Genomic DNA, 24,891 nt, shown 5'->3' on the forward strand with positions numbered 1-24,891 from the left:
CCGAATTAATCGCTCCCAGAACAAAGACACCATCTTCAATAATCTAATCATCAGAATGGTAAAAGCAGATAAAATGTATATCTCAAATATGATATGATGTTAAGCGGACACCTCTATCTTCTTTTTAATAAAGCGAATAAATAGTTTAACTTAACTTTAAACAAACTATTGCCAGCAAAAAAGTATCTTACAAAGCATGAGCGAGATAAATTTCATCACCATCATTATTGCTTTTTATTTAAGAAAGCCGCTTGGGTTAGAAAAAAGTCCTAACAGGTGGAGGTCTCTATTTACTTCTATAATGTTCGCCGCAGGTACACTCATAGTCATGAAAGCGGTAAGTGATGGTTTTACTTTAATCCTGATGGCAGGTACTTTTTCCTTAATTAGTACTTTGATTTTTATGGTATTCAAGTACCCGGAGTTTCATTTTCGGAAAAATTTAGTTTTTGCTTTGTTACCGCTAATAATTACGAATGCCCTTTCCCAAATAGCAGAACTAATCAATGAAAGCTGGTATGCGAAATGGTCCGCATATTTCGAAACGGCGGGAATTTTTGCCTTTCTGTGGGCAATTGCCATGTGGATTATCAATAGAAGGCAAGCAAAAGCTCTTGAGAAAGAGCAACAAAAAGCGATAATCCGAGAAAGAGAATATCTGATAGCCGCAAAGGTCAAGGATGAATTGGAAATTCAAGTAGCTGAACGAACCAAAGAAATAACTAAGCAAAAAGAAGAATTGGAAGCGGCTTTGGAAGTATTAAGGTCTACCCAGGATCAGTTAATTCAATCTGAAAAAATGGCTTCTTTAGGAGAACTTACTGCAGGAATTGCACATGAGATTCAAAACCCACTAAACTTCGTGAATAACTTCTCTGAAGTCAGTAATGAATTAATCCAGGAGATTAAGGAAGAGCTTTCCAAAGCTCCAGCTGAAAGAGACCAGGAATTGATAGAAGAGATCTTTAGTGATGTGGCGGATAATCTTTCTAAAATTACCTATCATGGAAAACGAGCTGATGCAATTGTGAAAGGAATGCTTCAGCACTCACGTACGAGCAGTGGGGTCAAAGAACTGACAGATATTAATGAATTGGCTGATGAATATTTAAGATTGGCTTATCATGGCTTGAGGGCTAAGGATAAAACTTTCAATGCTGATTTTCAAACTGATTTTGATGATTTACTCCCTAAAGTAGAGGTGATTTCACAAGATTTTGGTCGAGTATTGCTCAATCTTGTTAATAATGCTTTTTATGCCGTCAATGAAAAAAAGCTTAAAATCAAGGCTGATAACCTTGGAGAAGAATACAAACCTTTTGTTAAAATCACTACCAGAAGAAATCGGAATAAAATCCAAATAAAAGTGGAAGACAATGGGATGGGAATGCCTGATGCAGTAAAACAAAAAATTTTCCAACCCTTCTTTACCACTAAGCCAACTGGCCAAGGCACGGGTCTTGGAATGTCACTGAGCTATGACATCATCAAAAGTCATGGAGGTGATATCCAAGTACAGTCGGAAGATGGAAAAGGCACTCAAATCCTAATAGAACTTCCAACTTAAAATAATTACATTTATACATGGTGAAAGGCGATCAATTGTTTAATTCAAAGTTACTTTTTATACTTTTTCTAGTTTTGGCTTTCTCCTGTCAGTCAGATAAGGATATCCCCTATCCGGAAAACCCATCAGGATTTGAAATTCCAAAGGCTATTCCTTTTAAAATTACAGATGGAAAACCGATCTCTTGGAAAGAAATCCCAAAAGACAGTGTACCCATAGGCAGGGTCATGCGTTTTGATCTGGATCGTTTACCTTCCAAACCATTCATCCTTGAAGAAGAAACTCCACTCAAAAAGCCGGTTGAAAAAATTACTTTCGATTGGGACGAATTGGAGGAATTCCCCTTCAATTTAGTAATGGAGAATGATTCTTTGGAAAGTTCAATAACTAGACTTCCTGAACCTATTATTACTCCGGTCATTACCCCGCTGAAATTAGAAAATGTCAATGCCGGAATTTTAAGCCTTTCCAACGGACAGGGCTTGCCGGGAAATATCATTTACGCACAGATTATTAGTCCTGATGGAATTCATTGGATAGCCACAGAAAAGGGGTTGGTTAAATTTACCGGATCTGAGTTTCACCTCTATCCAATCGTAAAGAGTGACTTTTCCGGAGCTGTGAACACGATATCGGATTTGGATTTTGCTCCCGATGGTAAACTGATAGTGTCAAGTTTCCAAAAAGGAATAGTTATAGTTGATTTAGAAAAAGAATTAGTAGAAACTATTGAGCTGCCTTATGGATTTTCAAGGGGAAATGTAGACCTGAATGGTAATTACTGGGGTGGAAGAGTCTTGGACGAGCACAAGTTTATCGACTTGAAAAATCGTACGATATTCAATCTTGATCTTAAAAGCCTGAATTTAGGAATCAATAATTCGCTCGGATCTTTCATTGATTCAAAAAATAATCTTTGGTTAGGCCTTAGTATTGGAGTTGGAGTTATTGATGCTGATCGAAAGAAGATTAAGCTTTTAAATCAGGCGGCCGGGTTGGAAACTTTTGCTAACTATGATTTCACAGAAACTTCCTCTGGAGAAATTCTTATCTCCTCCTTCTCGCCAGGACTTTCTAGTATTTCATTGGAAAATTCCACTATCACTAGATTAGCAGCAGCCCAAGGATTTGAAGGGGCTCCCATCTCGATCACTTTGGACAAAGAAGAGAATATTTGGATCGGTTCTAATCAGTTTTTTAGTATTTACAACCCAAAAAAGGGGACCATAAAAACCATTGATACCAAATCAAATCTCACTGGTCAGGGACCTCCTGCGGTCAATATATTTGATCAGGAGGGGATGTACTGGTCCGGATCATGGCTGCAAGGCCTTGCACTCTACGATCCTTTTGGAATGGATTCAAGACATTTTACAACGGATGATGGGCTAATCAGCAATGATACTTGGGGCATCTCTGAGGATAGCAAGGGCCGTGTTTGGTTTGGGACTTATCGCGGATTGATGATTTTTGATCCAAAAGAGCATACACTTAAAGAGTTGGTTGTACCTGAAAATATAGGATCGAATGAACACCGAGGAGTTACAAAAATCGATGATGATTTGTTTTTTGTAGGGTCTTTTGGTGGATTTAGTATTCTGGATTTAAATACAAATACTATTACAGGATATCGAAGTAATTCCGAAACAGCGATGGCTATTTGGAGGGCCATAAAAAGGAGTGATGGGTCTATTTGGATTGCTACGAATAATGGTTTGATTGTTTTTGACCGTTCGAAAGGAACTATGAAAAAACTGGATGCATTTTCAGGCTTAGCCAGTAATACCATTTGGGGGCTAAAAGAAGATTCAGCGCAGAAAATATGGCTCGTCAGTGATTCTGGAATAAATGTTATAGACCCAGAAAAAAACACAATAGGCTATTTTGGCATTCTGGAGGGATTACCAACAAATGATCAATCAGCTCTTCTGCTAACCGCTGATCAGCGATTAGTGATCGGAGGGGCTAAAGGAATTTCTATTATCAATAAAAACCAGGACTCCATCACCAATATCGGTAAAGAACATGGTTTGATTCCGGAGGGATTATATGACATGGTGGAGTCAAAAGGCAGGCTCCATCTTGGGACAGAAAATGGAATCGTAGTGATTGATGAGCCTCAAAAAGGTGATTCAAATCAAGCCTGGAGGTTTTCAAATTTTGGAAGAGCGGAGGGTTTTCCGTTTACTGATTACAATCAATCTACAGCCTTTGTCACCTCAGAAGGAAAGGTTTGGTGGGGAGCATCGCCTATTTTGACGGTAAACCTTCAGGATCCAATTACAAATTCCAGCACTGATGCGAAAGTGGAAATGACAGGAATCAAGGTAATGGATGAATCTCCCTCATTTTTCAATAGGTATCAGAGAGTTGGAGACTTAGCAATTCCGGATAGTCTTGACTTGGATGAAAGTGAATTATCAGATTATCTCAATGAAAATAATATTCGCTGGGATAGCTTAGATAATAAAACTAAAATGCCGATTGGTCTGGTTTTGCCACATCATCAAAATTCCCTCACTTTTCTTTATTCCAATCCTACTATCAAAAGTAGAGATGAGATAGAATTCCGATATGTGCTTGAAGGATCCGATGAGGATTGGTCCGAAATCACCAAAAACTCTACATCTAAAACTTATTTCAACTTATTGCCGGGAGAATACACTTTTAAAGTAATCACTAAAGGATTTAATGGAGTTTGGAGTCAACCGGCTTCATTCTCATTTACCATCAAATCTCCTTGGTGGCTTACTTGGTGGGCATTTTTGATCTACGTGTTTTTACTTGGTCTGTTGATCTATACTATTGTTCAGGTCAGGTCTTTTTATCTTAAAAAAGAAAATCGATTATTGGAAGAACGGGTCCAACACCGTACCGCTCAGTTGAATAAATCTATCGAAGAATTGAAATCCACTCAGGAGCAATTGATCCAGTCAGAAAAGATGGCCTCCTTGGGCGAACTTACGGCAGGTATTGCTCATGAAATTCAAAACCCCCTCAATTTTGTGAATAATTTCTCCGAGGTGAGTAATGAATTGATCCAGGAAATTAAGGAAGAGCGGGTAAAGCCAAAGGAAGATCAGGATCAGGGATTGATTGATGAGATATTAAATGACATAGCCGATAACCTTGAAAAGATCAATACCCATGGTAAACGTGCAGATTCTATCGTGAAGGGAATGCTGCAGCACAGTAGAAATAATTCTGGACAAAAAGAATTGACTGATATCAATGCTTTGGCAGATGAATATTTACGACTAAGCTACCATGGCCTACGTGCAAAGGACAAGTCATTTAATGCTGACTTTAAGTTGGACTTGGATCCGACCCTTCCAAAAATGGAAGTTGTGCCTCAGGATATTGGTCGTGTAGTGTTAAACTTAATCAACAATGGATTCTATGCAGTAACTGAAAGGCGACAAGAACTGGCTATCCAAGGTAATAGTGAGCATGTTTCTTATAAGCCAACAGTTTGGGTAAGTACCAAAAAGCTTGATAAAGGCATAGAGATTCGCATCCGGGATAATGGAAAAGGAATACCAGAAGAGATTAAGGCAAAGATTTTCCAACCATTCTTTACTACCAAACCGGCAGGAAAAGGGACTGGTCTAGGTCTATCAATGAGCTATGAGATTATCACCAAAGGTCACAATGGGCAGCTTTCAGTTCAAAGTGTTCCTGGTGAGTTTACTGAATTTATTATTATTTTAACTTAAGAAAAGATGACAAAGATTTTAATAGTTGATGATGAGAGAGATGTTGAAACACTCTTTCGACAAAAGTTTAGAAGAGAAGTTCGATCAGGGGATTTGGAATTGGCTTTTGCTTTTTCAGGTGATGAGGCATTACGTATCTTAAGTGAGGATGAACCTCCAGAAGTAGTGTATGTATTTTCTGATATAAATATGCCGGGGATGACCGGTTTGGAATTATTGAAAAAAGTAAAGGATAAGTTTCCAACAATTAATGTCAGTATGATTTCTGCCTACGGAGATACTGAAAATTATCAAAAGGCCATGAGTTCGGGAGCGAAAGAATTTTTCACCAAACCAATTGATTTTGATTCGCTTAAGCGGGAAATTGTAGGGCTGATAACAAAGAAATAAAGAGATTAAGGATGATTAAGATATTGGTAGTCGATGACGAGGCGGATTTGGAGATCCTAATCAAGCAAAAATTCCGAAAACGAATTCGTGAAGGAGAGCTGGAGTTTTTGTTTGCGCTGAATGGCCGGATAGCACTAGAGGTTCTGGATGCAAATAAGGACGTGGACATGATACTTAGCGATATCAATATGCCCGAGATGGATGGTTTGACATTGCTTTCTAAAGTCAAGGAAAAGCATTCTCTACTGAAAACTGTAATCATTTCGGCCTATGGTGATATGGAGAATATCCGTACAGCCATGAATCTTGGTGCTTTTGATTTTATCACCAAGCCGGTTGATTTTCAGGATTTGGAAATCACTATCGAAAAGACAAGCCAGTACATCCACCAAGTCAAATCGACCCTTAAAGCCCTAAAAGAAAACAACATTCTCAAGATGTATGTGGATGAGACAGTTTTGAATTTCATGGGTAACCGTGAGATTGAATCCGGAATCTGGGAAAATGAAACGATGGAAGCAGCAGTTGCTTTTATTGATGTTTGCGGTTTTACAGCTATTTCTGAAAATGAGGAACCAAACCTCGTGGTAGGTTTGCTCAATGAGTATTTTGACCTGATGGTTCGTGAAATAATGAATGAGGGAGGAATCATTGATAAGTTTATCGGTGATGCAATCATGGCAGTATTTAAAGGTGAAGACTATCAGGCAAGAGCACTTCGAGCTTGTATCGCTATCCGGAATAAGATGAAGACGCTCCCTGTCTTTTCTGAAAAATCAGGGTTCAAACCAAATGTCTCCATCGGGTTAAACAGTGGCGAAATGGTCTCGGGAAACATTGGTTCTATTTCCCTAAAAAAGCTTGATTTTACTGTAATCGGAGATACCGTGAATGTCGCTTCCAGATTACAATCGAAGGCTAATCCTGGTCAAATCCTGATTTTGGATAAGTATGCAAACGCAGTTCCTGACTTTAAATGCAATAGTATTGGACAGATGGAGCTGAAGAATAAAGCTCTGCCAGTGAATGTTTGGGAAGTCGAATAGACTATACAAAAACTCATTTTACACATCTGAAAACCAGGTAATTGGCAATAATCTCTATTTCCCAGAATAAATAAACCACCAATCATAATTTATGAAAAAAATCATCCAACCTGCTTTGCTAGTAGCGTTAGGAGTATCTGTGAGCTTTGCGGCTTTAGTGCCAAAAAATGACTCGGTTTTGGCGCCGATGAGAGAAGGTTTCACTACTCAGCTTGATAGCACAAAAAAGGATTCTCTTGATTTTCCAAAATTTAAAAACCTTCCCCTCAAACCTGAGCGTGAAGTTAAATTCAACACCAAAGAAGGAACTTGGATTAGTGTAGATGTCAGCCCAGACGGAAACACCCTTGCTTTTGACCTTTTGGGAGATATCTATACTATTCCGATTTCTGGGGGAAAAGCCACTCCAATTACCACTGGCATAGCTTACGAAACACACCCTCGATTTTCTCCGGATGGAGAAAAAATACTTTTCACTTCCGATCGTGCGGGTTCTGACAACCTTTGGTACATCGATATGGTGAAGAAAGATACAGTCCAAATCACCAAGGATAAAAACGGAGACGTGCCGGGAGCGGCATGGACACCGGATGGAGAATACATTGTAGTCAGTAAAGGAAGAAGAATAGCTAAACTCTGGATGTACCACAAAGATGGTGGTGGAGGAATTCAGCTTAATGAAGACCCATCTTCTATGAAGACTATTGACCCAGTGGTAAGTCCTGATGGCAAAAAAGTTTATTTTTCACACCGTACAGGAGCATGGAATTACAACGCGCTTTTGCCGCAATATCAACTCGGGACTTATGATTTGGAAGAAGGAAAAATAACCAATATTTCTTCCCGCTACGGTTCAGCATTCACTCCTACACTTAGTAAGGATGGGAAATGGATGGTTTATGGAACACGCTGGGAGGATAAGACGGGATTAGTTCTTCGTAATCTTGAATCGGGCGACGAGCGCTGGCTAGCCTATCCGGTGCAGCGGGACGAGCAAGAATCAATCGCTCCTCAGGGGGTATTACCTGCAATGGCTTTCACTCCGGATTCCAAAAATGTTATTGCCTCCTATGGAGGAAAAATCTGGAGTATTCCAGTAATGGATGGAGCGCCTATAGAAATTCCTTTCGAAGTGGATGTGAAATTGGCCATGGGTCCAAGACTTTACTTCGATTATGAAATCAAGGATACCACTGCCAAACTTGCCACTCAAATTCGTGATGGTGTACCTTCTCCAGATGGCAAAAAGTTGGCTTTTACAGTTCTGAACAGATTGTACGTAATGGACTATCCAAATGGAGAGCCGAAGCGAATCACGACCAATAACTTTACCGAAGCTATGCCTTCCTGGAGTCCTGATGGAACACAGTTGGTATTTACAACTTGGTCAGAAACTGAAGGAGGACATCTCTATAAAGCGGCTTTAGCTGGTAAGGGTAATGTCACAAAGCTTACTAAAGAAGCAGCGCTTTATGTTGGTCCAGTTTGGTCTCCTGACAATAAAATTGTGGTATTCAAAGGCCCAAGAAGAGAATTGCAAGATTCAGAAGGTCCTGGTTTTTCGGGTTCTGAGGCAGAATTGGTTTGGATTCCGGCCGCTGGCGGCGAGCTCACCAAAATCATGGATGCCCCAAATTACGGAAATGCTCACTTCACCAAAGATCCAACTCGTATTTTCTTAAATGGTCCTGGAGGCTCTCTGCTTTCAGTAAATTGGGAAGGAAAAGACGAAAAGGTTTATGCGAAGATTACGGGAATTACCCCTTTTGGATCTGCCGCAGGAGATCATGACTCTCACGACCATGCCAGTTTGGAGGATATTTCCACCGTCCGATATGTCATGGGGATGCCTCGATCCAATGCAGATGCGGTGAATTATTGCATGCTGCCGGAAGGTTCGAATGCACAAGAACCAACGATGCGGCCAGCTAGCGCAAGTACGATTTTGATGGCGCCGGAAGGTAATTTGGCTTTGGCACAGGTAAATAATAACGTTTATGTAGTCACTATTCCGAAGGTAGGAAAAACCCCAACCATCAATGTGGCAGATCCTTCATCCAGCAGTTTTCCTTCGCGTCAATTAACTGAAATTGGTGGAGAATGGCCAGCTTGGGAAGCTGATGGAAAAAAGGTGCATTGGTCACTTGGAAATGGGCATTGGGTCTATGATGTAGGGCAAGCAGAAGTGTTGGAAGATTCCGTTAAGGCAGCAAAGAAAGCAAAACTGATGGCAGAGGCAGATAGCGTTTCTGCCTTGAAAGCCTTGGGTCCGGACGCTGTGAAAGTGGCTGATTCATTGGCAAAAGCTGAGAAAGATCGAATCAAGGAACTTTTCAAAACCGATAAGGAAAAAGCGAAAGCTGACAGTATCCACAAAGCAACGCAGAAAGAGAAAGAAAGCTATAAGCCAGCGGAAACGCAGGTGAAAGTTTACTTTGCAAAAGATACTCCAAAAGGAAGCATCTTACTGAAAAATGCCCGAATCGTGACAATGAAGGGAAATGAGGTCATCGAAAACGGCGACATTCTTATTGAGAATAACCGTATCAAAGCTGTTGGAAAGACTGGAACCCTGGATGCAGGCAGCGCCAAAGTGGTGGATGCCACAGGTAAAACGATCACACCGGGATTTATCGATACGCATGCACACATGTGGCCTACTTGGGGATTACATAAGAATTCGGTTTGGATCTATGCCGCTAATCTAGCCTATGGCGTAACTACCACTCGTGATCCTCAAACTGCAACAACAGACGTCTTGACCTACAGTGATATGGTGGAGGCGGGAATGGTCCCTGGTCCTCGGGTGTATTCTACCGGTCCAGGCGTTGGCTATTGGATGTATAATCTGAAGTCGCTCGAGCAGACCAAAGATGTCCTCAAGCAATACAGCAAATATTACAATACCCAGTACATAAAGATGTACTTGGTCGGAAACAGACAGCATCGCCAGTGGGTGATCATGGCTGCCAAAGAGCAGAAGTTAATGCCGACAACTGAAGGTGGTTTGGACTTTAAATTGAATATGACTCAGCTGTTTGATGGCTATCCAGGACATGAGCATGCGATTCCTATCTATCCTTTGTACAAGGATGTGACTAAGACCATTGCAGAAAGTAAAATGGCTGTCACTCCAACTTTGCTGGTAGCTTACGGCGGTCCTTGGGCTGAGAACTATTATTACACCACTGAGAGTCCTTTGCACGATCCAAAGCTCAATCGATTTACCCCATATGAGGAGTTGAATTCTAAAGCACGTCGTAGAGTAGGTGGATTGGGTGGTTGGTTTGCTCCGGAAGATCATGTATTCGAAGATCATGCAGTAGGTATCAAATCCATCGTAGATCAGGGCGGATTAGCTGGCGTGGGTTCTCACGGTCAACTGCAGGGTTTAGGTTACCATTGGGAACTTTGGTCTGTAGCAAGTGGAGGAATGTCCGGCATGGATGCTTTGAAGACTGCTACGATCTTGGGTGCGGAAGCATTAGGATTAGATAAGGAACTCGGAAGTATCGAAGCTGGCAAATTAGCCGACTTGGTCATTATGGAAGCCAATCCATTGGAAAACATTCGCAATACCAACACCATCACCCATGTGGTGAAAAATGGTCGCGTGTATGATGGAAACACTTTGGATGAAATCTTACCAACACCAAGAAAACTGGATGTGACTCCTTGGACGAAGCCAGTTCCGGCGATGAATACAAGTTTGAAAAAATAAGATAGTTTAAAAATATACTTATGAAACCGGCCACATTGAAGTGGTCGGTTTTTTTCTTTTAATTGGATTTTCCCTCAAGCTCAAAATCGTAAAGGTTGCATTCTCCCCTTGCTCTTACGTATTTGCACCTGTGAACAACCAATGGCTCTCAGCAAAGGCTTTTCTTCGATTCCTGACTTTAAGCAAAGTCTGGAATTATGCGCTTTTGTGGAGTTCATTTCATATTTCTAGAATTGCTGGAAGGCCAATTCTTTGGGGAAATCCCACGACGCTTTCAATCGAGCCGACTACCAGTTGTAATCTTCGTTGCCCTGAATGCCCCTCTGGTCTTCGGTCATTTACCCGACCAACTGGAATGCTCCAGGACCAGCTATTTGAAAAAGTCATAGATCAAGTCAAAGGTCACCTGACTTGGCTTCATCTTTATTTTCAGGGTGAGCCTTTTCTCAATCCTAGATTTCTCGACATGGTGCGGTATGCCGATCAACAGCGGATCTTTACTTCGACTTCTACCAACGCTCATTACCTTGGTGAAAAGCAGGTAGCAGAAATCCTACAAAGCGGACTTAAGCAACTCATCGTTTCTATGGATGGTATCACGCAGGAAGTCTACCAAGATTACCGAATTGGAGGTTCCTTGGAGAAAGTCCAAAATGGCTTGAGTTTACTTTTAGCGGAGCGGAAAAAAGCGAAGCAGGATTTCCCCAGAGTTATTCTCCAATTCTTGGTGACTGGAAAAAATGAACATCAACTCCCCGCTTTGAAAACTTGGGCCGAGGAAATCGGAGTAGATGAACTTCAGCTTAAAACTACTCAGATCTATGATTTTGAAAATGGATCTGATTTGATTCCCTCCGATCTAGGCTATTCTCGCTATATCCCTGTAGGAAATGGAAAATGGAAAATCAAGAAAAAAATCGAAAATAAGTGCTGGCGCATGTGGCAAGGTGCTGTCGTCACCTGGGATGGAAAAGTCGTTCCTTGTTGCTTTGACAAGGATGCAGCGCATGTGATGGGTGAGTTGAAATCGAATACCATGGAATCCATCTGGAAATCTGTTCCCTATTTTAATTTCCGAAAACAACTTTTAGCAGATCGGACCCAGATTGAGATTTGTAAAAATTGTACCGAGTAAGGGCAATCTTGAAAGACTTGAAAAGCACCTTTTTGGAACTATATTTGGTAGAAATAAGAAATTCACGGATTTTTAGTCCTTAATATGTTCTAGATTGACCCGGAACTGCCCATATAACATGATTCTAATGAAACGATTCTGGTATTTTTTCATTGTAGTTGCAGCTTTAGTATTTGTATCTCCTAGTTCTTTTGCGCAGCAAACGACCGATTTGACTCAGCTCAAAGTAGATGAATTGTCTGATCAGCAAATTGAAGAATTAATTTCCAGAGCAGCAGAAGCAGGACTTTCCCCTGAAGAATTCCTTCAGATGGCCCAGTTGAGAGGGATGCCTTCCGCTGAGGTGGCTAAACTTAAAAACCGAATTGAAGAATTGAATCGTACTGGCGCAAATCCCCGCTCAACCAATGCCTCCAAAAGACAGCCTCGGCAGCAAGTGGACTTCAATACGATTACCCAAGGATTGTATGAGCCGCAAGATTTCGTAGAATCTGAAAACAAGGGACCCCAGATCTTCGGGGAATCGCTTTTTTACAATAAAAATAGAAAACTAAGCTTTGAGCCAAGTTTGAATCAGGCTACTCCGAAAAGCTACATCTTGGGCCCGGGCGACATGATATATGTCGATATCTATGGGCAATCCGAGCAGTATTATGAAGCGACGGTCAATCCTGACGGTTTTGTACTCTTGGATAATATCGGTCCGGTTTCTGTCTCTGGAAAGTCTATTGAGGAAGCCCAAGGAATCATTAAAAATAGAGTTGCCCGCTACTATCCCGGCCTTTCCGGAGCTAATCCAAGTACATTTCTTCAAGTAACTTTGGGTAATGTCCGTACGATCAAAGTCAATATTCTTGGCGAGGTGCGATTACCAGGCACTTTCACTCTCAGTGCATTTTCTACCGTTTTCAATGCCCTTTATGCAGCAGGTGGCCCGAATGAAAATGGTTCTTTCCGTGCGATCCGGCTGATTCGGAATAATAAGTTGATCGCAGAGATTGATGTCTATGAAATGCTGACCAAAGGTATGGCTGATTTGAATTTGCAACTGAAAGACCAAGATGTAATCATGGTGCCAGCCTTTCTCGCTAGAGCTAAAGTAAACGGGGAAGTTAAGCGTCCTATTACATTTGAAATAGCTCCAGAAGATACCTTTGAAGATCTTTTAAATTATGCAGGTGGCTTTACAGATGAGGCTTTTAAAGACCGAGTAGCCATTTCTCGAATCACTGGCAATCAGCGTTCGGTTTCGGATGTCTATCAAAATCAGTTTGGGATGTTTATCCTCAAAGGGGGAGATGAGATTACTGTTCAGCGAATTCTGAACCGCTATTCCAACAGAGTTCAAATCAAAGGTGCAGTATATCGAGAAGGAGCTTTTGCATTGTCTGAAGGGCTGACGCTTTCACAGCTGGTGAAAAATGCAGAAGGTCTTCGTGGTGATGCATATACTGAGCAAGCGAGCATTTTGCGAACAAAGACTGATCTAAGCACCGAAATGATACAGGTGAATCTTAAATCAGTTTTGGATGGAACTTCTCCAGATATCCCATTGCAACGAGAAGATGTCGTTCGAATCGCAAGTATTTATGATATTCAAAATGAGCAATACGTGCAGATTTTAGGTGAGGTGAAGCGACCTGGGGTTTATCCTTTCTCCAAATCTATGAGGCTGGAAGAGTTGATTGTACTGGCAGGAGGACTTCAGGAATCTGCAAATTCCCAAGACATCGAAATCGCAAGAAGATTAGAGGATACAGACCTTGGAACTTTGTCAGATATTATTCCGGCTCAGGTTGCTGCCAATCTGTCCATCACTAGCGAATCGCCAGAACTGATGCCTTTTGATCAGGTCATTGTTAGAAAGCGTTCCACCTTCACCATGCAAAGATTAGTGGCTGTAGAAGGTCAAGTGAATTCCCCGGGGATTTTTGCAATTCAGACTAGCGGTGAGCGAATCTCCGATCTAGTTAATCGAGCTGGAGGATTAAACCAGTTTGCCTATTCCAAAGGGGCAACCTTGATTCGTCGAACTGAGTTTTTCAATACCGAATCTGAGGAAATTCGAAGAAGAAGAAATTTGGAAGCTTTGCGATTGAAACTTGAAGCCGATCCTTCCAATTCAGAGGCACAAGAAGAATTATTGCAGCGCTTATTTAGAGATTTGCCAGGAGCAGCTAATCCTGTCGACACCCAATTGGCGCAAAACAAAAAGGAATCCTTGGATCAAATCGCTGAAGGGACACCTGGATTTGAAGTAAAACTAAAGCAGACCGAGGCGGTGGCAATTAATTTGGAAACGATCATAAATAACCCTGGTTCTGAGGATGATTTGCTTTTGGAGGAGGGTGATATTTTATCTGTTCCAAAATTGCTTCAGACCGTCAGGATGCGTGGAGATCTAGTCTATCCAACTACGCTTCGACATGAGTCCGGTAAAAGTTTAAAGTACTATATCAATAACGCAGGGGGATTTGACAGAAGAGCCAATCGAAAGCAAACCTATGTAGTTTATGCAAATGGTGCAGTAAAGCGTACCAAAGGGTTTTTTGGAATCAGAAATTATCCCTCAGTGGAGCCGGGAGCGGAAGTCATCGTGCCTACCAAAGGACCTAGAGTTCCGCTTCGTTTGGGTGAAGTCGTTGGTATTACGACCGGATTGGCAACATTAGGATTAGTCATTTCTCAAATCAACTGGTAATGGCAGGATCTCAACATTTTTCGGATAATCAATTTACAATCAAAGAAGTCTTTCAAAATGTGAAGGATTGGCTAAGCTTTTTTCTTTCAAAGTGGAAAGTCCTCTTGATGGCAGGAATCATTGGTTTGGGAGTTGGAGCAATGGTTTCAATTTTCAAAAAGCCGGTTTTTCACGGAGAAACATCCTTTGTACTTGAAGAAGGAGATGCCGCAGGTATGGGACAAATGTCTGGTTTAGCTTCCTTGGTTGGAGTTAATTTAGGTTCCTTAGGTGGCACTAGCGGACTTTTTCAGGGCGATAATATTATGGAGCTTTATCGCTCGGACCGAATGCTCGGAGAGACTTTATTAAGTCCATTTGACGAGAATCACTTATTGATTGATCGGTTTATTTCCTTTGAAGAGTTGGATAAAAAATGGGCTTCCAAAGTAAATTTTGAAGGTATGGATTTTTCTATCCCAAGAGACAGCTTCACTGTTTCCCAGGATTCTGTGGTAAAAGAAGTTTCAAAGTTGATCCGGGAAAATCAACTGGCGGTTGTAAAACCTGATCGAAAACTCACGATTATCCAAGTATCTATTTCTTCCAAAGATGAGCTTTTTGCAAAAGTGTTTAATGAGCGATTGGTAGAAAAAGTGAATGCCTTCTACTTTGAAACCAAGACGAAAAAGACGGGAGAAAATCTTTCGATTCTTCAAACTCAGGCAGACAGTGTTCGAGCGATTTTGGATGAAAGCATCGGGGCTTATGCCGCAGCATCAGATCGGGTTCCAAACGCGAATCCATTGCTGAGTTCCGCTACGGTAGAAAGCCGTAAAAGACAAATTGATGTGCAGGCAACTGGAGCGGTATATCAGGAGATTGTAAAAAACTTAGAAATCGCGAAAGTAAACCACCGCAATAATTCTCCACTGATTCAAATCATCGATCAGCCTCGACTTCCTTTAAAGCGGACAGAAATCCGCTTAGTCAAAGGAATGGTCCTAGGCGCTTTTGGAATCGGGTTTTTGACTTTGTTAATGCTTTATTTCCGCCGATTGTACCAAAAGCATGCCTAGCATAGCTAACTGCCATGTTTGAAAAACTTTCATTACTTCCCCTAGGACATATCATCAGGAATAAATCTATCCAGAATTTCCTTTTTTTGGCGGTAATTCAGTCTTCAAACATCCTCATTTCAATAATTACCATGCCCCTTTTGATCCAGAGTATTGGGCTGGATCAATTTGGATTGGTGAACCTTTCCCTTTCGGTAATTATTCTACTGAATATTATGGTCGGGTTTGGCTATAATCTCAGCGCGCCAAAAGATGTAGCAGTCAACCAACAGGACAAAGTTGCACTTTCACACTTGGTTTCGAATGTCTTTTCCGGCAAGATTTTGCTTGCATTCTTAGCAACGCTTTTTATTATTATTGGGGTCTATGGACTGAATTTATTCAAAGAATACCAAGTCATCCTGCTGTTTTCTTGTTTGCTGCTTTTTTCTGAGGCGACATTACCACTTTGGTTTTTTCAGGGAATGGAAAAAATGAAGCTGATCAGTATCACTAATATTTTCAGCAAACTACTCTTTCTACTCGGGATTGTACTTTTTATTCATAGCCCTGAACAAAGCCCTTGGGTAAATTTCATGATGGGTTTTTTCGGGTTGACGATAAATATCTTTCTACTTTTTTACATTCATACTTTTCTGGAAATTCGATTTTACAGACCTGAATTTTCAGCGATATGGAAGAGTTTAAAAAATAATATTCTTTTCTTTTTCAGTAATCTGGCGAGTCATATTTCTATTAATGGAGGGCTGATCATTTTGAGTTTCTTCTCTGTTGCAGAGACACTTGGAATGTATAGTTTAGCAGAGCGTATAGTCATGGTTTTGCGACTTTTCCCTGCTTTGATCATTCAGGCAATTTACCCGAATGCAGCAAAAATTTACCAAAACGATGAATTTGCATTCTTTCGATTCTTGAAAAATGTCTATGTCAGAGTTTTATTTGTGGGATTATTGATTACTGCAGGAACCTACTTCACAGCTCCTTGGATCATTCAGACCTTGGCTAGAAAGCCATTGGATGAATCTGTGGATTACTTGAGAATCTTGGCGGCAGTGCCATTTTTGGCTTGCCTCAATGTAGGAAATGTGACGTTAATGTTAGTTGCAGATTTGAAAAACTTACTTTTCAAGGCTTCTTGGATGATGTGCGTGTATATGATTATCACCGCCTCTCTGCTTACGTCTCAATTTGGGGGAATTGGTCTTTGCTATGCGATTCTCTCCACGGAGATTATTGTATTCCTGATTTGTATGGTTTTGCTCTTTAGAAATAACCGAAAACTCTTCCTTGGATTCTACAGCTAAAAGTCGCGTCGCAATAATTTTGGTCAACTGGAATGGGTTTGACTTCACTGTGGCCTGTCTCAACTCACTTCGAAATCTGGATTATCCTGATTTTGGGATTATTTTAGTTGATAATGCTTCGGATAATCAGGAGGGAGCAATTCTTCAAAAACAATTTCCGGAAATTGAATTGGTACAAAGTCAAAGCAATTTGGGCTTTGCTGGTGGGAATAATCTAGGAATTCGAAGCGCATTGAAACAGGGATTTTCTCATGTCATGCTATTGAATAATGATACTGTGGTTGTCTCAGATTTTTTGGATGAGATGCTTCTTGTTTTTGAAAAGTATCCATCTGTCGGTGTAGTTCAACCACTTATTTATTGGATGAAGGATCGAAATCAGATCTGGAGCGCTGGAGGAAAATGGAATGCCTGGCTTGGTCGGGCGATTACTCGTTTAGAGCTAAAAAAGATAAAGTATGCAAAGATTGGTTTTCATAAACTTGACTGGGCAACTGGTTGCTGTATGCTTATTTCCAAGGAAGCCATATTGCAAGCAGGATTGTTGAATGAGCAGTACTTCGCCTATTTCGAGGATGTAGAATGGAGTTTGAGATTTATAGAAAAAGGTTTTGAAATCGCTTTGTCACCACAAGCCATTATCTACCATGAGGCAGGAGCTTCATCAAAGAAGAGCCATAGCGAAGGCACGCTCAGTCCTAGGGTGTTTTATTATCATGTTCGAAATCAGTTTTTTTTAATCCGTACAGCCGTCAGTTTAATCCATAAGCCATTTGCTTTTGGATACCATTTAATTCGGTTTGGGTTTTGGGCAGCTTATTTTGCGGTCCGAGGAAGATTTAAGAAATTAAAATCTGTGGCCAAGGGAATCTGGGATGGATTCACCTTGCCTGTTCAATCTCCTGAAAAATGGCTTTAATCTTCTTTCTTCTAATTGCGATTGGTGTTGGTGGAGGCTTTCTCTGGACTGTTCAGGAGATGGTGTTCAAGGGGAAGTGGTCCTACTTTATTTATTTTCTGGCGGCTTTTTTGCCCTTTTACATTACGAGCCTCAGTGTCATTTATCTAGCTACAACTTCCACGCTTATCATTGCTGTTTTTCAGGCTTTGAAGGAATTGATCGTGCTGATCGCGATCCTAGTTTTTATTTTTTACAATAGAAAAATTTTCGAATATCCATTTCGGCTTCAAGCTACGGATTGGATGATGCTGGGGTTTTTAGGTTTAGCATTTTTGTATTTGCTGCTTCCAATTGGGCAAGCTTCATTTGTGAATAAAGCCTTGTATTTCAAAAGTATGCTGATTCCAGGCTTTGTATATTTTTTAGGTCGGAATACGCGGTTTTCGGACTTGGAGATCAAACGTTTATTTGGAATTATTTTCATCATTGCGATTGGGGCTTTTCTGGTGAATTTGATTGAAAATTTTGTACTAAATGCCCATTTGCAGCAGTATACTGGTTATGCACTTTATAATGAGGCAATAAACGATATCGAACCTACCGGAAATTTTGGATTGACTTGGACGTTTGAAACGCAGGCCGTAACCAAGCGCTTGGCGAGTTTTTTCTCCGATCCTTTGGAGATGGCTAGTTCAGTCCTAATGGGATTTGCGACCGGATTGATTTGGTTTTTGACTACCAAAAAAGAGCAAAACTGGTTTTATATTCTGATTATGCTGGTGTCTTTAGGCAGCTTATTCTTTTCTGCTTCTCGAGCAGCATTTGGAGCATTTTTCGTGATGATCTTTTTTGTGGCTTTGGTTTTTGGGCTTTATAAATTAATAGCTGGAGGATTTCTGGCCTTAATTGGATTCGGAGTTTATGTAATATTCTTTGCTTCAGAGGACTTTTATTTTTTTGTGTTGGACACCTTGACTTTTGAAAATACTTCCAGTATTGGTCACGTTGTGGAATGGTTGCTTTCATTGGATTCTATGGTGTCCAGCCCATTGGGAATAGGCCTGGCGATGAGTGGGAATGCTGGAAGTGTTACGGATGAGCTTCGAGTCGGAGGAGAGAATCAATTTTTGATCTACGGAGTGCAATTGGGATGGATTGGTATGCTTCTTTATATTTTCGCACTTGCTTCAGGAGTAGTTTTAAGCTTGCGTGTTTTTTATCAAACAGAAGATAAGATGATTGCTAGGCTAGCTTTTGTAGCTGCCTCTGTAAAGGTTGGTTTGTTATTACCCTTATTTACGGCAAATGCAGAAATGTATACATACGTCGCTTGGATTTCTTGGTGGATGATCGGTTATAGTGTTAATAGCTATAGTAGAATAAGATTATATTTGAAGTAGAACCTTTCTACAAAGCCACTTTTTACAGATATATAACTTGAAAGTCCTACTTGATCTTCAATATCTTAATGCCGCTACCACCGGGATTAAAACCTATATGCTGGAGCTCGCCAAAGCTGCTAGAGATTATCCACATCCAGATATTGAGTGGGTTTTTACACATGATCCTGAAAAGCAATCGGAAGACAAGACTTTCAAAAATCTGAATTCTAAAATTCAGCGATTGAATTACCATCTTGATTATTTTCGTTGGAAGGAATTTCAGCTGCCGGATTTGGTCAAGAAGTATAAGCCAGATGTATTAATTTGTCTGGACTTTGTGTCGCCCGCTACTACTCTCCCCTGCCGCCGGATTACTGTTTTTCATGACGCGTTTTTTTGGCAAATGCCGAAAAACTACCCTGTCTGGTGGAGAAAGTATTTTTTGAGTTTAATCAAAAAAGGCATTAAAGAAACAACCAGTATCATCACCACTACGAATCATTCAAAAGTCGCATTGGAAAAGCACCTAGCACTTCCGAATAAAATTGAAGTGGTGTACCAAGTTCCTAAAACGCTAAATCAAAAGGTTAAAAAAGGCTTTTTAAAAGAGTCAAATTTGGAACAAGGCAAATATTTTCTTCACATAGGAACTTTCGATAAGCGAAAAAATTTAGCACTTCTGGTAGATGCTTTTGATCAATTTTTGAAGAAAACTAATTCAGAATTTAAATTGGTCCTTGCAGGAGGATCTGGTCAAAGTGTGCAAATGAATTCCTTGCCAATAGTGAAAAACTTAGTAAAAAAATTAGGTTTGGAAGATAAGGTAGTCCTCCCTGGATATGTTAGCGATTTGGAGGTCAATACGCTTTACCTCGGAGCCTTCGCCTATGTATTTCCTTCCGAAAATGAAGGGTTTGGAATCCCGATTGTAGAGGCCATGCGTGCAGGTATCCCAGTAATCCATTCGGATCAGCCTGCTTTGGTAGAAGTCAGTGGAGGAGCAGGAATAGTTTGTAAAACCGGAGATTCGGGCGATTTGGCAGAAAAAATGGTACTTTTGAGCAGAGAAAATACACTTCGTGAACTTTTGATCCAAAAAGGATTGCAGCGGGCTGAGGATTTTTCTCCAAAGAAATTTATTGAAGCTTTTCACCAGATTATTCTGGATCTGCAAAACTAGTCCATGCGGCAAATCATCTGTCCAGTTTGTAATTCGATTCCAACTGACCCTTTAGAGGACTTCGAAATCTGTACTTGTAGCAATTGTAAGGTTGATTGGACTTATCTGCCCAATTCGATAGAATCTGAAGAGTTATACCAAGACGAAGTTTATAGGGTGGTGGATAATCGGAAGTCGATTTTTGAGCGAATCATTTTTTCAGAAGCTCGAAAAATTCTCTCAAAAGCAAAACAACTTCTTCCCCAAGCTAAAACGCTTCTGGACTTTGGCTCAGGCAAAGGGCAATTCTTGTGGGTTGCTAAAGAAAGTGTATGGAAAGGAACAGGTATTGAAACTGCAGCGGAAAGAGCTGATTTTGCGAGCGAGTTTTATCAAGTTAAGGTCATTCGTGATTTTTACTCCAAAGGAAAAGTTGAAGCAGCACCATTTGATTTTATCACACTGAATCACGTATTAGAGCATCTGCCTCAGCCAATATTACTTCTAAATGAGTTGCTTGATTCGAATCTTGCGAAAGATGGTTTGGTCTACATTGAGGTGCCTCGCGCAAATTCATGGCAGGCAAAAATTGCCGCAAAAAATTGGATGCATTGGGATATCCCAAAGCATTTGACTCATTGGACAGAGCCAGTACTTTTAAACGAAATGTCAAAAATTGGATTTTCAAAAAAGGCAGATCGTCGGTTTTCGATTCATCTGGGATTGATGGGAATGGTACAATCGATTATGAGTATTTTTGGGTTTCGTGACAATCTTGTATTGCGATTGAAACGAAAAAAAACTTTTGGATTACTTTTAGGAATAGGACTGGTCTTGCCAATAGCATTCTTGATAGAATTATTGGCGGTTATTTTTAAGCGATCCGGAATAATCGGAGTATACTTCAAGTCAAATGATTGAACCTAGACATGTATTGGTATTGCAGTCTTCATCTGAACTCTATGGCTCGGGGAAGATCATCCATCAAGTTCTTCAGGTGTATCGATCAGAAGGCTTAATCCCAGTCATTTTGCTTACTGGTCCAGGTCCTCTTGCAGACCTTCTAATTCAAGAAGGGTTTATTGTCCGTGTCAAAAATTTGGGCATTCTGCGGAGAAAATATGTCAAACCAAGTGGGCTGATCAATCGGCTTAGCAAAAACATTCAAGCTTACAGCTATTTGAATCAGCTTCACCGCGAGTTTAATTTCCAGCTTGTTTATTCCAATACCCTTGCAGTTGTGGTCGGTGCATGGTGGGCAAGAAGAAGGAATCTTCCTCACATTTGGCATATTCATGAGATCTTGCTTGGCCCTTCACCTTTGGTGAGTATGTTGGCAAAAATGCTTGATGGTAGTACTACTGAACCTATCGTAGTTTCTCAAGCGGTGGGAGATCATTTGAAAAATAAACTAAAGAAAGCTAGACCTGAGGTCATTTATAACGGAATTCCTTATGAACCCTATTTGGCTGAATTTCCGGATGCGAAAAAGAATCTGGGAATCGATGAAGAAAAGCTAGTCATTACCATGGTAGGTCGAATAAACCCCGGAAAGGGACAACTTTTCTTTTTGGAAATGGCTGAAATTTTGGTTAATAGATTTCCCCAGCTTCACTTTCTGTTAGTAGGGGATCCTTTTCCTGGCTATGAGGGGATAGAACAGGAAATCATTCAAAAGATAGAAAAATCTCAATTTCAGAAATCAGTAAGCTATTTGGGTTTCAGGAAAGATATTCCAGAGATTCTAGCTGCAACAGATGTTTTTGTTTTGCCATCAATTCTTCCTGATTCATTTCCTACGGTAATTTTGGAGGCAATGGCTTCTGGGAAACCAGTAGTTGCCACACGCTCAGGAGGAGCTTCAGAAATGGTCATTCATGAGAAGACTGGCTTGTTAGTTTCGATCGGAGATGTGAAAAAGGGAGCAGAAGCTTTAGACAAACTAATTAAAAATGTAGCTTTGCGGATTGAAATGGGAAACGCAGCTCGCAACAGGGTACTTCATGAATATAGCTTGGAAGCTTTCGAAGAAAAAATCAAAAATCACTTATGGCGACAAATGAGAAAAAACTAAAAGTCGCTATTATGGGAGCCAAAGGCTATCCGTATGTGTACGGAGGCTATGATACCTTGATCCGAGAACTTGGAGAGCGGCTAGTTACACGTGGGGTTTCGGTGAGAGTATACAATCATCGGGCACTTTTTAAAGATAAACCACGCTATGTAAAAGGTATAGAATGCATCTATACGCCTGCGATTGAAAAGAAAAGCCTGACTCAATTGACTCACAGTTTTTTTTCTATGGTTCATGCCTGCTTTTCGGATGTGGATGTGATTTTCGTGGTCAATAGTGGAAATGGTCCTTTCGGACTAATTTCAAGACTTTTTGGTAAGCCTACAGTTATAAATGTAGACGGATTAGAGTGGCTTCGTCCAAAATGGAAAGGTGCTGGTTCCAAGTATTTTCTTTGGGCTTCAAGAATGGCCACTAAGCTATATGACCAAGTCATCAATGACTCAGAAGAGATGCGTCGTGTATACTTGGAATTGTTTAATGCAGATTCTAAGGTAATTGCTTACGGTGCGAATCCACGTGAAACCGCGGAGAGTAAATTTATCGAAAAGTGGGGATTGACCACGGAATCATACTTTTTGATCGTAGGGAGACTAGTTCCCGATAATAATGCCGATTTGATCATAGACGGATTTTTGAAGTCTAACTCAAGTCGTAAATTGGTAATTGTTGGAGACCAGCCCTTTGAAGATGATTGGGCTGATGAGTTGAAGAAAATTCGGGATCCGAGAATTTTATTTACCGGATATGTTAAGGATCCTGATGAGTTGGCTTCGTTCTATATCCATTCTTATGCATATTTCCATGGCCATGAATATGGGGGCACTAATCCAGCCATGCTCAAAGCGATGGGTTACGGTTGTGCAATTTTGGCATTGGATACGCCTTTTAATCAGGAGATGTTACAAAATGGTAAGCACGGCTGGTATTTTGACAAGAAAGTAAAGGCGGTTGCAGAGATTGTAGGGAAAGCTGAGAAAAATCCAATTCAAATGAATGAACTTCGAAAAGAAGCTCGCTCGGGTCTAACTCAAAAATATAATTGGGATTATGTGACTGAGCAGTATCTGGAAGTTTTTCAGGAATTGTCCGGAAAAAGAGTCCCTTCCTCATTGCCAGTCAACAATCAGGAAAGTTTAGAAGAGGTAACAGAATCACAGAGATCTGATTTTTGACTTACTGAATGCTCAGAAAGATCTGCCTTGCGAGAGGCAAGTCTTTGTAAAAATCAGTGAAGATCTATTGGGAAATATTATTTCCTGGAACTTTAAGCTCATTTTGAGACTTAAAAAAACATAACTTTTAACCCTAAATTTTAATCTTATGATCAGAAAAGCAACAGCCGTTTGGAATGGCACTGGAAAAGAAGGAAAAGGTCATCTGACCACGGCGAGCAATGTGCTCAATAAAACTCAATATTCTTTCAATACGAGATTTGAAGATGGTGTTGGTACCAATCCTGAAGAATTAATCGCTGCAGCTCATGCGGGTTGTTTTGCGATGAAATTGAGCTTTAATCTTAGTGCTGAGGGCTTAAGTCCGGAAGAATTGGATGTAACCTCTAATATTACTTTTGAAGAGGGTACATTGAAAAAGTCACACCTCGTATTAAAAGCCAAAGTAGCGGGAGTTTCTGAAGAAAAATTTGCCGAACTAGTTAAAGATGCGGAGCTTAACTGCCCAATTTCTCAAGCTTTAAATATGGAAATCAGCGTAGAATACACGCTTAATTCCTAATTGGAATTCACTTAATAAAAAAAAGCAGGCCTAATAGCCTGCTTTTTTTATGCCCATCTGAATTTTTGCCAGGCCTCTTGTTGCTTTGGGCTGAGGAAAGTCCATGCTACAATCCTACTTTTCTTATTGCCTTGAGCCATTGGGATTATTTTGAAATCCACCACTCCAACTTTACGTAGCGATACTTCAATAGCTTTAAGATTCTCAGATTTCGAAACTAATGAAGTAAACCAAAATACTTGATTCCGAAAGCTGATACTTTCCAAAATCATCTTTCGAATAAACTCCAATTCCCCACCTGGACACCAAAGTTCTGAGGCTTGTCCACCAAAGTTTAGATCCACTTTTTCAATGGGTTTTTGTCTTAGATTTTTGAGTTTCCGCATGCTTCCCTCAGACGCAGATTGGGCGGAATCATGAAAAGGAGGGTTACAAATCGTTAGATCAAAAAAGACTTCATTTTGAATGATGTTTTGGAAGATATGATTTGAATCGGATTGAGCAATTACCTCGATTTTTCCATGTAAATGAGGATTTCCTTCAATTATTTTCCTCCCGGATTCGATGGCTTTTGGATTCAATTCAGATCCGACAGCTTTCCAACCGTATATTGCATTTGCTAAAATAGGATAGATCAAATTCGCTCCACAACCAATATCCAAAATCTGTATTTTGGAGCCCCTTATGGGTTTTCCTGAATTACTTTCTGCTAATAAATCAGCAGCATAATGAATGTAGTCTGCGCGGCCCGGTATTGGGGGACAAAGAAACCCATCTGGAATATCCCAAAATTTGACTCCATAAAAATGGATTAACAGCGCCCGATTAAGTAGTCTAACCGCCGAAGAATCTGCAAAATCCAAACTCAAATTTCCATGTTCATTTTGAAAAATATGAGGAGCCAACTCTGGCGAAGATTTAGAAAGAGAATCTAGATCGTAGCGCCCTTTGTGAAGATTGTTGGGGTGGAGACTTATGGTTTGTTTGGAGCTTTTCATGG

Annotated in this window: 17 protein-coding genes and 1 pseudogene; 17 read left to right on the plus strand and 1 reads right to left on the minus strand. The window is 40.5% G+C overall.

Annotation, left to right across the window (positions count from 1 at the left end; genetic code table 11):
* From P8O16_RS16425 to P8O16_RS16505, 17 genes and pseudogenes are all read left to right on the plus strand, one after another.
* Positions 1-97: pseudogene (locus P8O16_RS16425) on the plus strand (IS1595 family transposase); the annotation flags it as partial.
* Between the two features lie 99 nt (positions 98-196).
* A complete protein-coding gene (locus P8O16_RS16430; protein WP_300316522.1) occupies positions 197-1,567 on the plus strand; it encodes an ATP-binding protein in 1,371 nt (456 codons plus the stop codon).
* 17 nt (positions 1,568-1,584) lie between these two features.
* The gene (locus P8O16_RS16435) at positions 1,585-5,283 is read left to right on the plus strand and encodes an ATP-binding protein (protein WP_300316523.1); all 3,699 of its coding nucleotides are present in this window, start codon (positions 1,585-1,587) and stop codon (positions 5,281-5,283) included.
* Positions 5,284-5,289: 6 nt separating this feature from the next.
* On the plus strand, positions 5,290-5,673 hold the full coding sequence (locus tag P8O16_RS16440; RefSeq protein ID WP_300316524.1) for a response regulator: 384 nt from the start codon (positions 5,290-5,292) through the stop codon (positions 5,671-5,673).
* 11 nt (positions 5,674-5,684) lie between these two features.
* Positions 5,685-6,719 carry an adenylate/guanylate cyclase domain-containing protein gene (locus P8O16_RS16445; RefSeq protein ID WP_300316525.1) on the plus strand — a complete coding sequence of 345 codons (1,035 nt, stop codon included), beginning with the start codon at positions 5,685-5,687 and terminating at the stop codon, positions 6,717-6,719.
* Positions 6,720-6,810: 91 nt separating this feature from the next.
* Positions 6,811-10,440, plus strand: coding sequence for an amidohydrolase family protein (locus P8O16_RS16450; RefSeq protein ID WP_300316526.1), 3,630 nt, complete (start codon positions 6,811-6,813; stop codon positions 10,438-10,440).
* A 130-nt stretch (positions 10,441-10,570) separates the two neighbouring features.
* On the plus strand, positions 10,571-11,575 hold the full coding sequence (locus P8O16_RS16455) for a radical SAM/SPASM domain-containing protein (protein ID WP_300316527.1): 1,005 nt from the start codon (positions 10,571-10,573) through the stop codon (positions 11,573-11,575).
* A gap of 127 nt (positions 11,576-11,702) precedes the next feature.
* Positions 11,703-14,276 carry an SLBB domain-containing protein gene (locus P8O16_RS16460; RefSeq protein WP_367182828.1) on the plus strand — a complete coding sequence of 858 codons (2,574 nt, stop codon included), beginning with the start codon at positions 11,703-11,705 and terminating at the stop codon, positions 14,274-14,276.
* A complete protein-coding gene (locus P8O16_RS16465; RefSeq protein WP_300316529.1) occupies positions 14,276-15,334 on the plus strand; it encodes an exopolysaccharide biosynthesis protein in 1,059 nt (352 codons plus the stop codon). Before P8O16_RS16460 ends, P8O16_RS16465 begins: the two co-directional genes overlap by 1 nt.
* 14 nt (positions 15,335-15,348) lie before the next feature.
* Complete coding sequence (locus P8O16_RS16470; RefSeq protein WP_300316530.1) at positions 15,349-16,638, plus strand: oligosaccharide flippase family protein; 1,290 nt, start codon at positions 15,349-15,351, stop codon at positions 16,636-16,638.
* A complete protein-coding gene (locus P8O16_RS16475; protein WP_300316531.1) occupies positions 16,622-17,557 on the plus strand; it encodes a glycosyltransferase family 2 protein in 936 nt (311 codons plus the stop codon). The genes P8O16_RS16470 and P8O16_RS16475 overlap by 17 nt, the downstream gene beginning before the upstream one ends.
* Positions 17,548-18,939 (plus strand): O-antigen ligase domain-containing protein, encoded by a 1,392-nt coding sequence (locus P8O16_RS16480; RefSeq protein ID WP_300316532.1) that lies wholly within the window; start codon positions 17,548-17,550, stop codon positions 18,937-18,939. The genes P8O16_RS16475 and P8O16_RS16480 overlap by 10 nt, the downstream gene beginning before the upstream one ends.
* Before the next feature lie 37 nt (positions 18,940-18,976).
* Complete coding sequence (locus tag P8O16_RS16485) at positions 18,977-20,101, plus strand: glycosyltransferase family 1 protein (protein ID WP_300316533.1); 1,125 nt, start codon at positions 18,977-18,979, stop codon at positions 20,099-20,101.
* Positions 20,102-20,104: 3 nt separating this feature from the next.
* Positions 20,105-21,001 (plus strand): class I SAM-dependent methyltransferase, encoded by an 897-nt coding sequence (locus P8O16_RS16490; protein ID WP_300316534.1) that lies wholly within the window; start codon positions 20,105-20,107, stop codon positions 20,999-21,001.
* Positions 20,994-22,154 carry a glycosyltransferase family 4 protein gene (locus tag P8O16_RS16495; protein ID WP_300316535.1) on the plus strand — a complete coding sequence of 387 codons (1,161 nt, stop codon included), beginning with the start codon at positions 20,994-20,996 and terminating at the stop codon, positions 22,152-22,154. Before P8O16_RS16490 ends, P8O16_RS16495 begins: the two co-directional genes overlap by 8 nt.
* Positions 22,130-23,329 carry a glycosyltransferase gene (locus P8O16_RS16500; RefSeq protein ID WP_300316536.1) on the plus strand — a complete coding sequence of 400 codons (1,200 nt, stop codon included), beginning with the start codon at positions 22,130-22,132 and terminating at the stop codon, positions 23,327-23,329. The genes P8O16_RS16495 and P8O16_RS16500 overlap by 25 nt, the downstream gene beginning before the upstream one ends.
* A 148-nt stretch (positions 23,330-23,477) precedes the next feature.
* Complete coding sequence (locus P8O16_RS16505; RefSeq protein WP_300316537.1) at positions 23,478-23,891, plus strand: OsmC family protein; 414 nt, start codon at positions 23,478-23,480, stop codon at positions 23,889-23,891.
* A 47-nt stretch (positions 23,892-23,938) separates the two neighbouring features.
* On the opposite strand, the gene rlmF is transcribed toward P8O16_RS16505, so the two are convergent.
* Positions 23,939-24,889, minus strand: a complete 951-nt coding sequence (gene rlmF, locus P8O16_RS16510) for a 23S rRNA (adenine(1618)-N(6))-methyltransferase RlmF (RefSeq protein WP_300316538.1) — start codon at positions 24,887-24,889, stop codon at positions 23,939-23,941.
* Positions 24,890-24,891: the final 2 nt, after the last annotated feature.

Source organism: Algoriphagus sp., assembly GCF_029254265.1.
Classification (GTDB): Bacteria; Bacteroidota; Bacteroidia; order Cytophagales; family Cyclobacteriaceae; genus Algoriphagus.

Bases quoted from the DNA above. Each gene is read 5' to 3' on its own strand.
- P8O16_RS16440 (WP_300316524.1), top strand. From the start codon at position 5,290: ATGACAAAGATTTTAATAGTTGATGATGAGAGAGATGTTGAAACACTC.
- P8O16_RS16500 (WP_300316536.1), top strand. From the start codon at position 22,130: ATGGCGACAAATGAGAAAAAACTAAAAGTCGCTATTATGGGAGCCAAA.
- P8O16_RS16495 (WP_300316535.1), top strand. From the start codon at position 20,994: ATGATTGAACCTAGACATGTATTGGTATTGCAGTCTTCATCTGAACTC.
- P8O16_RS16490 (WP_300316534.1), top strand. From the start codon at position 20,105: ATGCGGCAAATCATCTGTCCAGTTTGTAATTCGATTCCAACTGACCCT.
- P8O16_RS16480 (WP_300316532.1), top strand. From the start codon at position 17,548: ATGGCTTTAATCTTCTTTCTTCTAATTGCGATTGGTGTTGGTGGAGGC.
- P8O16_RS16445 (WP_300316525.1), top strand. From the start codon at position 5,685: ATGATTAAGATATTGGTAGTCGATGACGAGGCGGATTTGGAGATCCTA.
- P8O16_RS16430 (WP_300316522.1), top strand. From the start codon at position 197: ATGAGCGAGATAAATTTCATCACCATCATTATTGCTTTTTATTTAAGA.
- P8O16_RS16435 (WP_300316523.1), top strand. From the start codon at position 1,585: ATGGTGAAAGGCGATCAATTGTTTAATTCAAAGTTACTTTTTATACTT.
- P8O16_RS16505 (WP_300316537.1), top strand. From the start codon at position 23,478: ATGATCAGAAAAGCAACAGCCGTTTGGAATGGCACTGGAAAAGAAGGA.
- P8O16_RS16450 (WP_300316526.1), top strand. From the start codon at position 6,811: ATGAAAAAAATCATCCAACCTGCTTTGCTAGTAGCGTTAGGAGTATCT.
- P8O16_RS16465 (WP_300316529.1), top strand. From the start codon at position 14,276: ATGGCAGGATCTCAACATTTTTCGGATAATCAATTTACAATCAAAGAA.
- P8O16_RS16460 (WP_367182828.1), top strand. From the start codon at position 11,703: ATGAAACGATTCTGGTATTTTTTCATTGTAGTTGCAGCTTTAGTATTT.
- rlmF (WP_300316538.1), bottom strand. From the start codon at position 24,889: ATGAAAAGCTCCAAACAAACCATAAGTCTCCACCCCAACAATCTTCAC.
- P8O16_RS16470 (WP_300316530.1), top strand. From the start codon at position 15,349: ATGTTTGAAAAACTTTCATTACTTCCCCTAGGACATATCATCAGGAAT.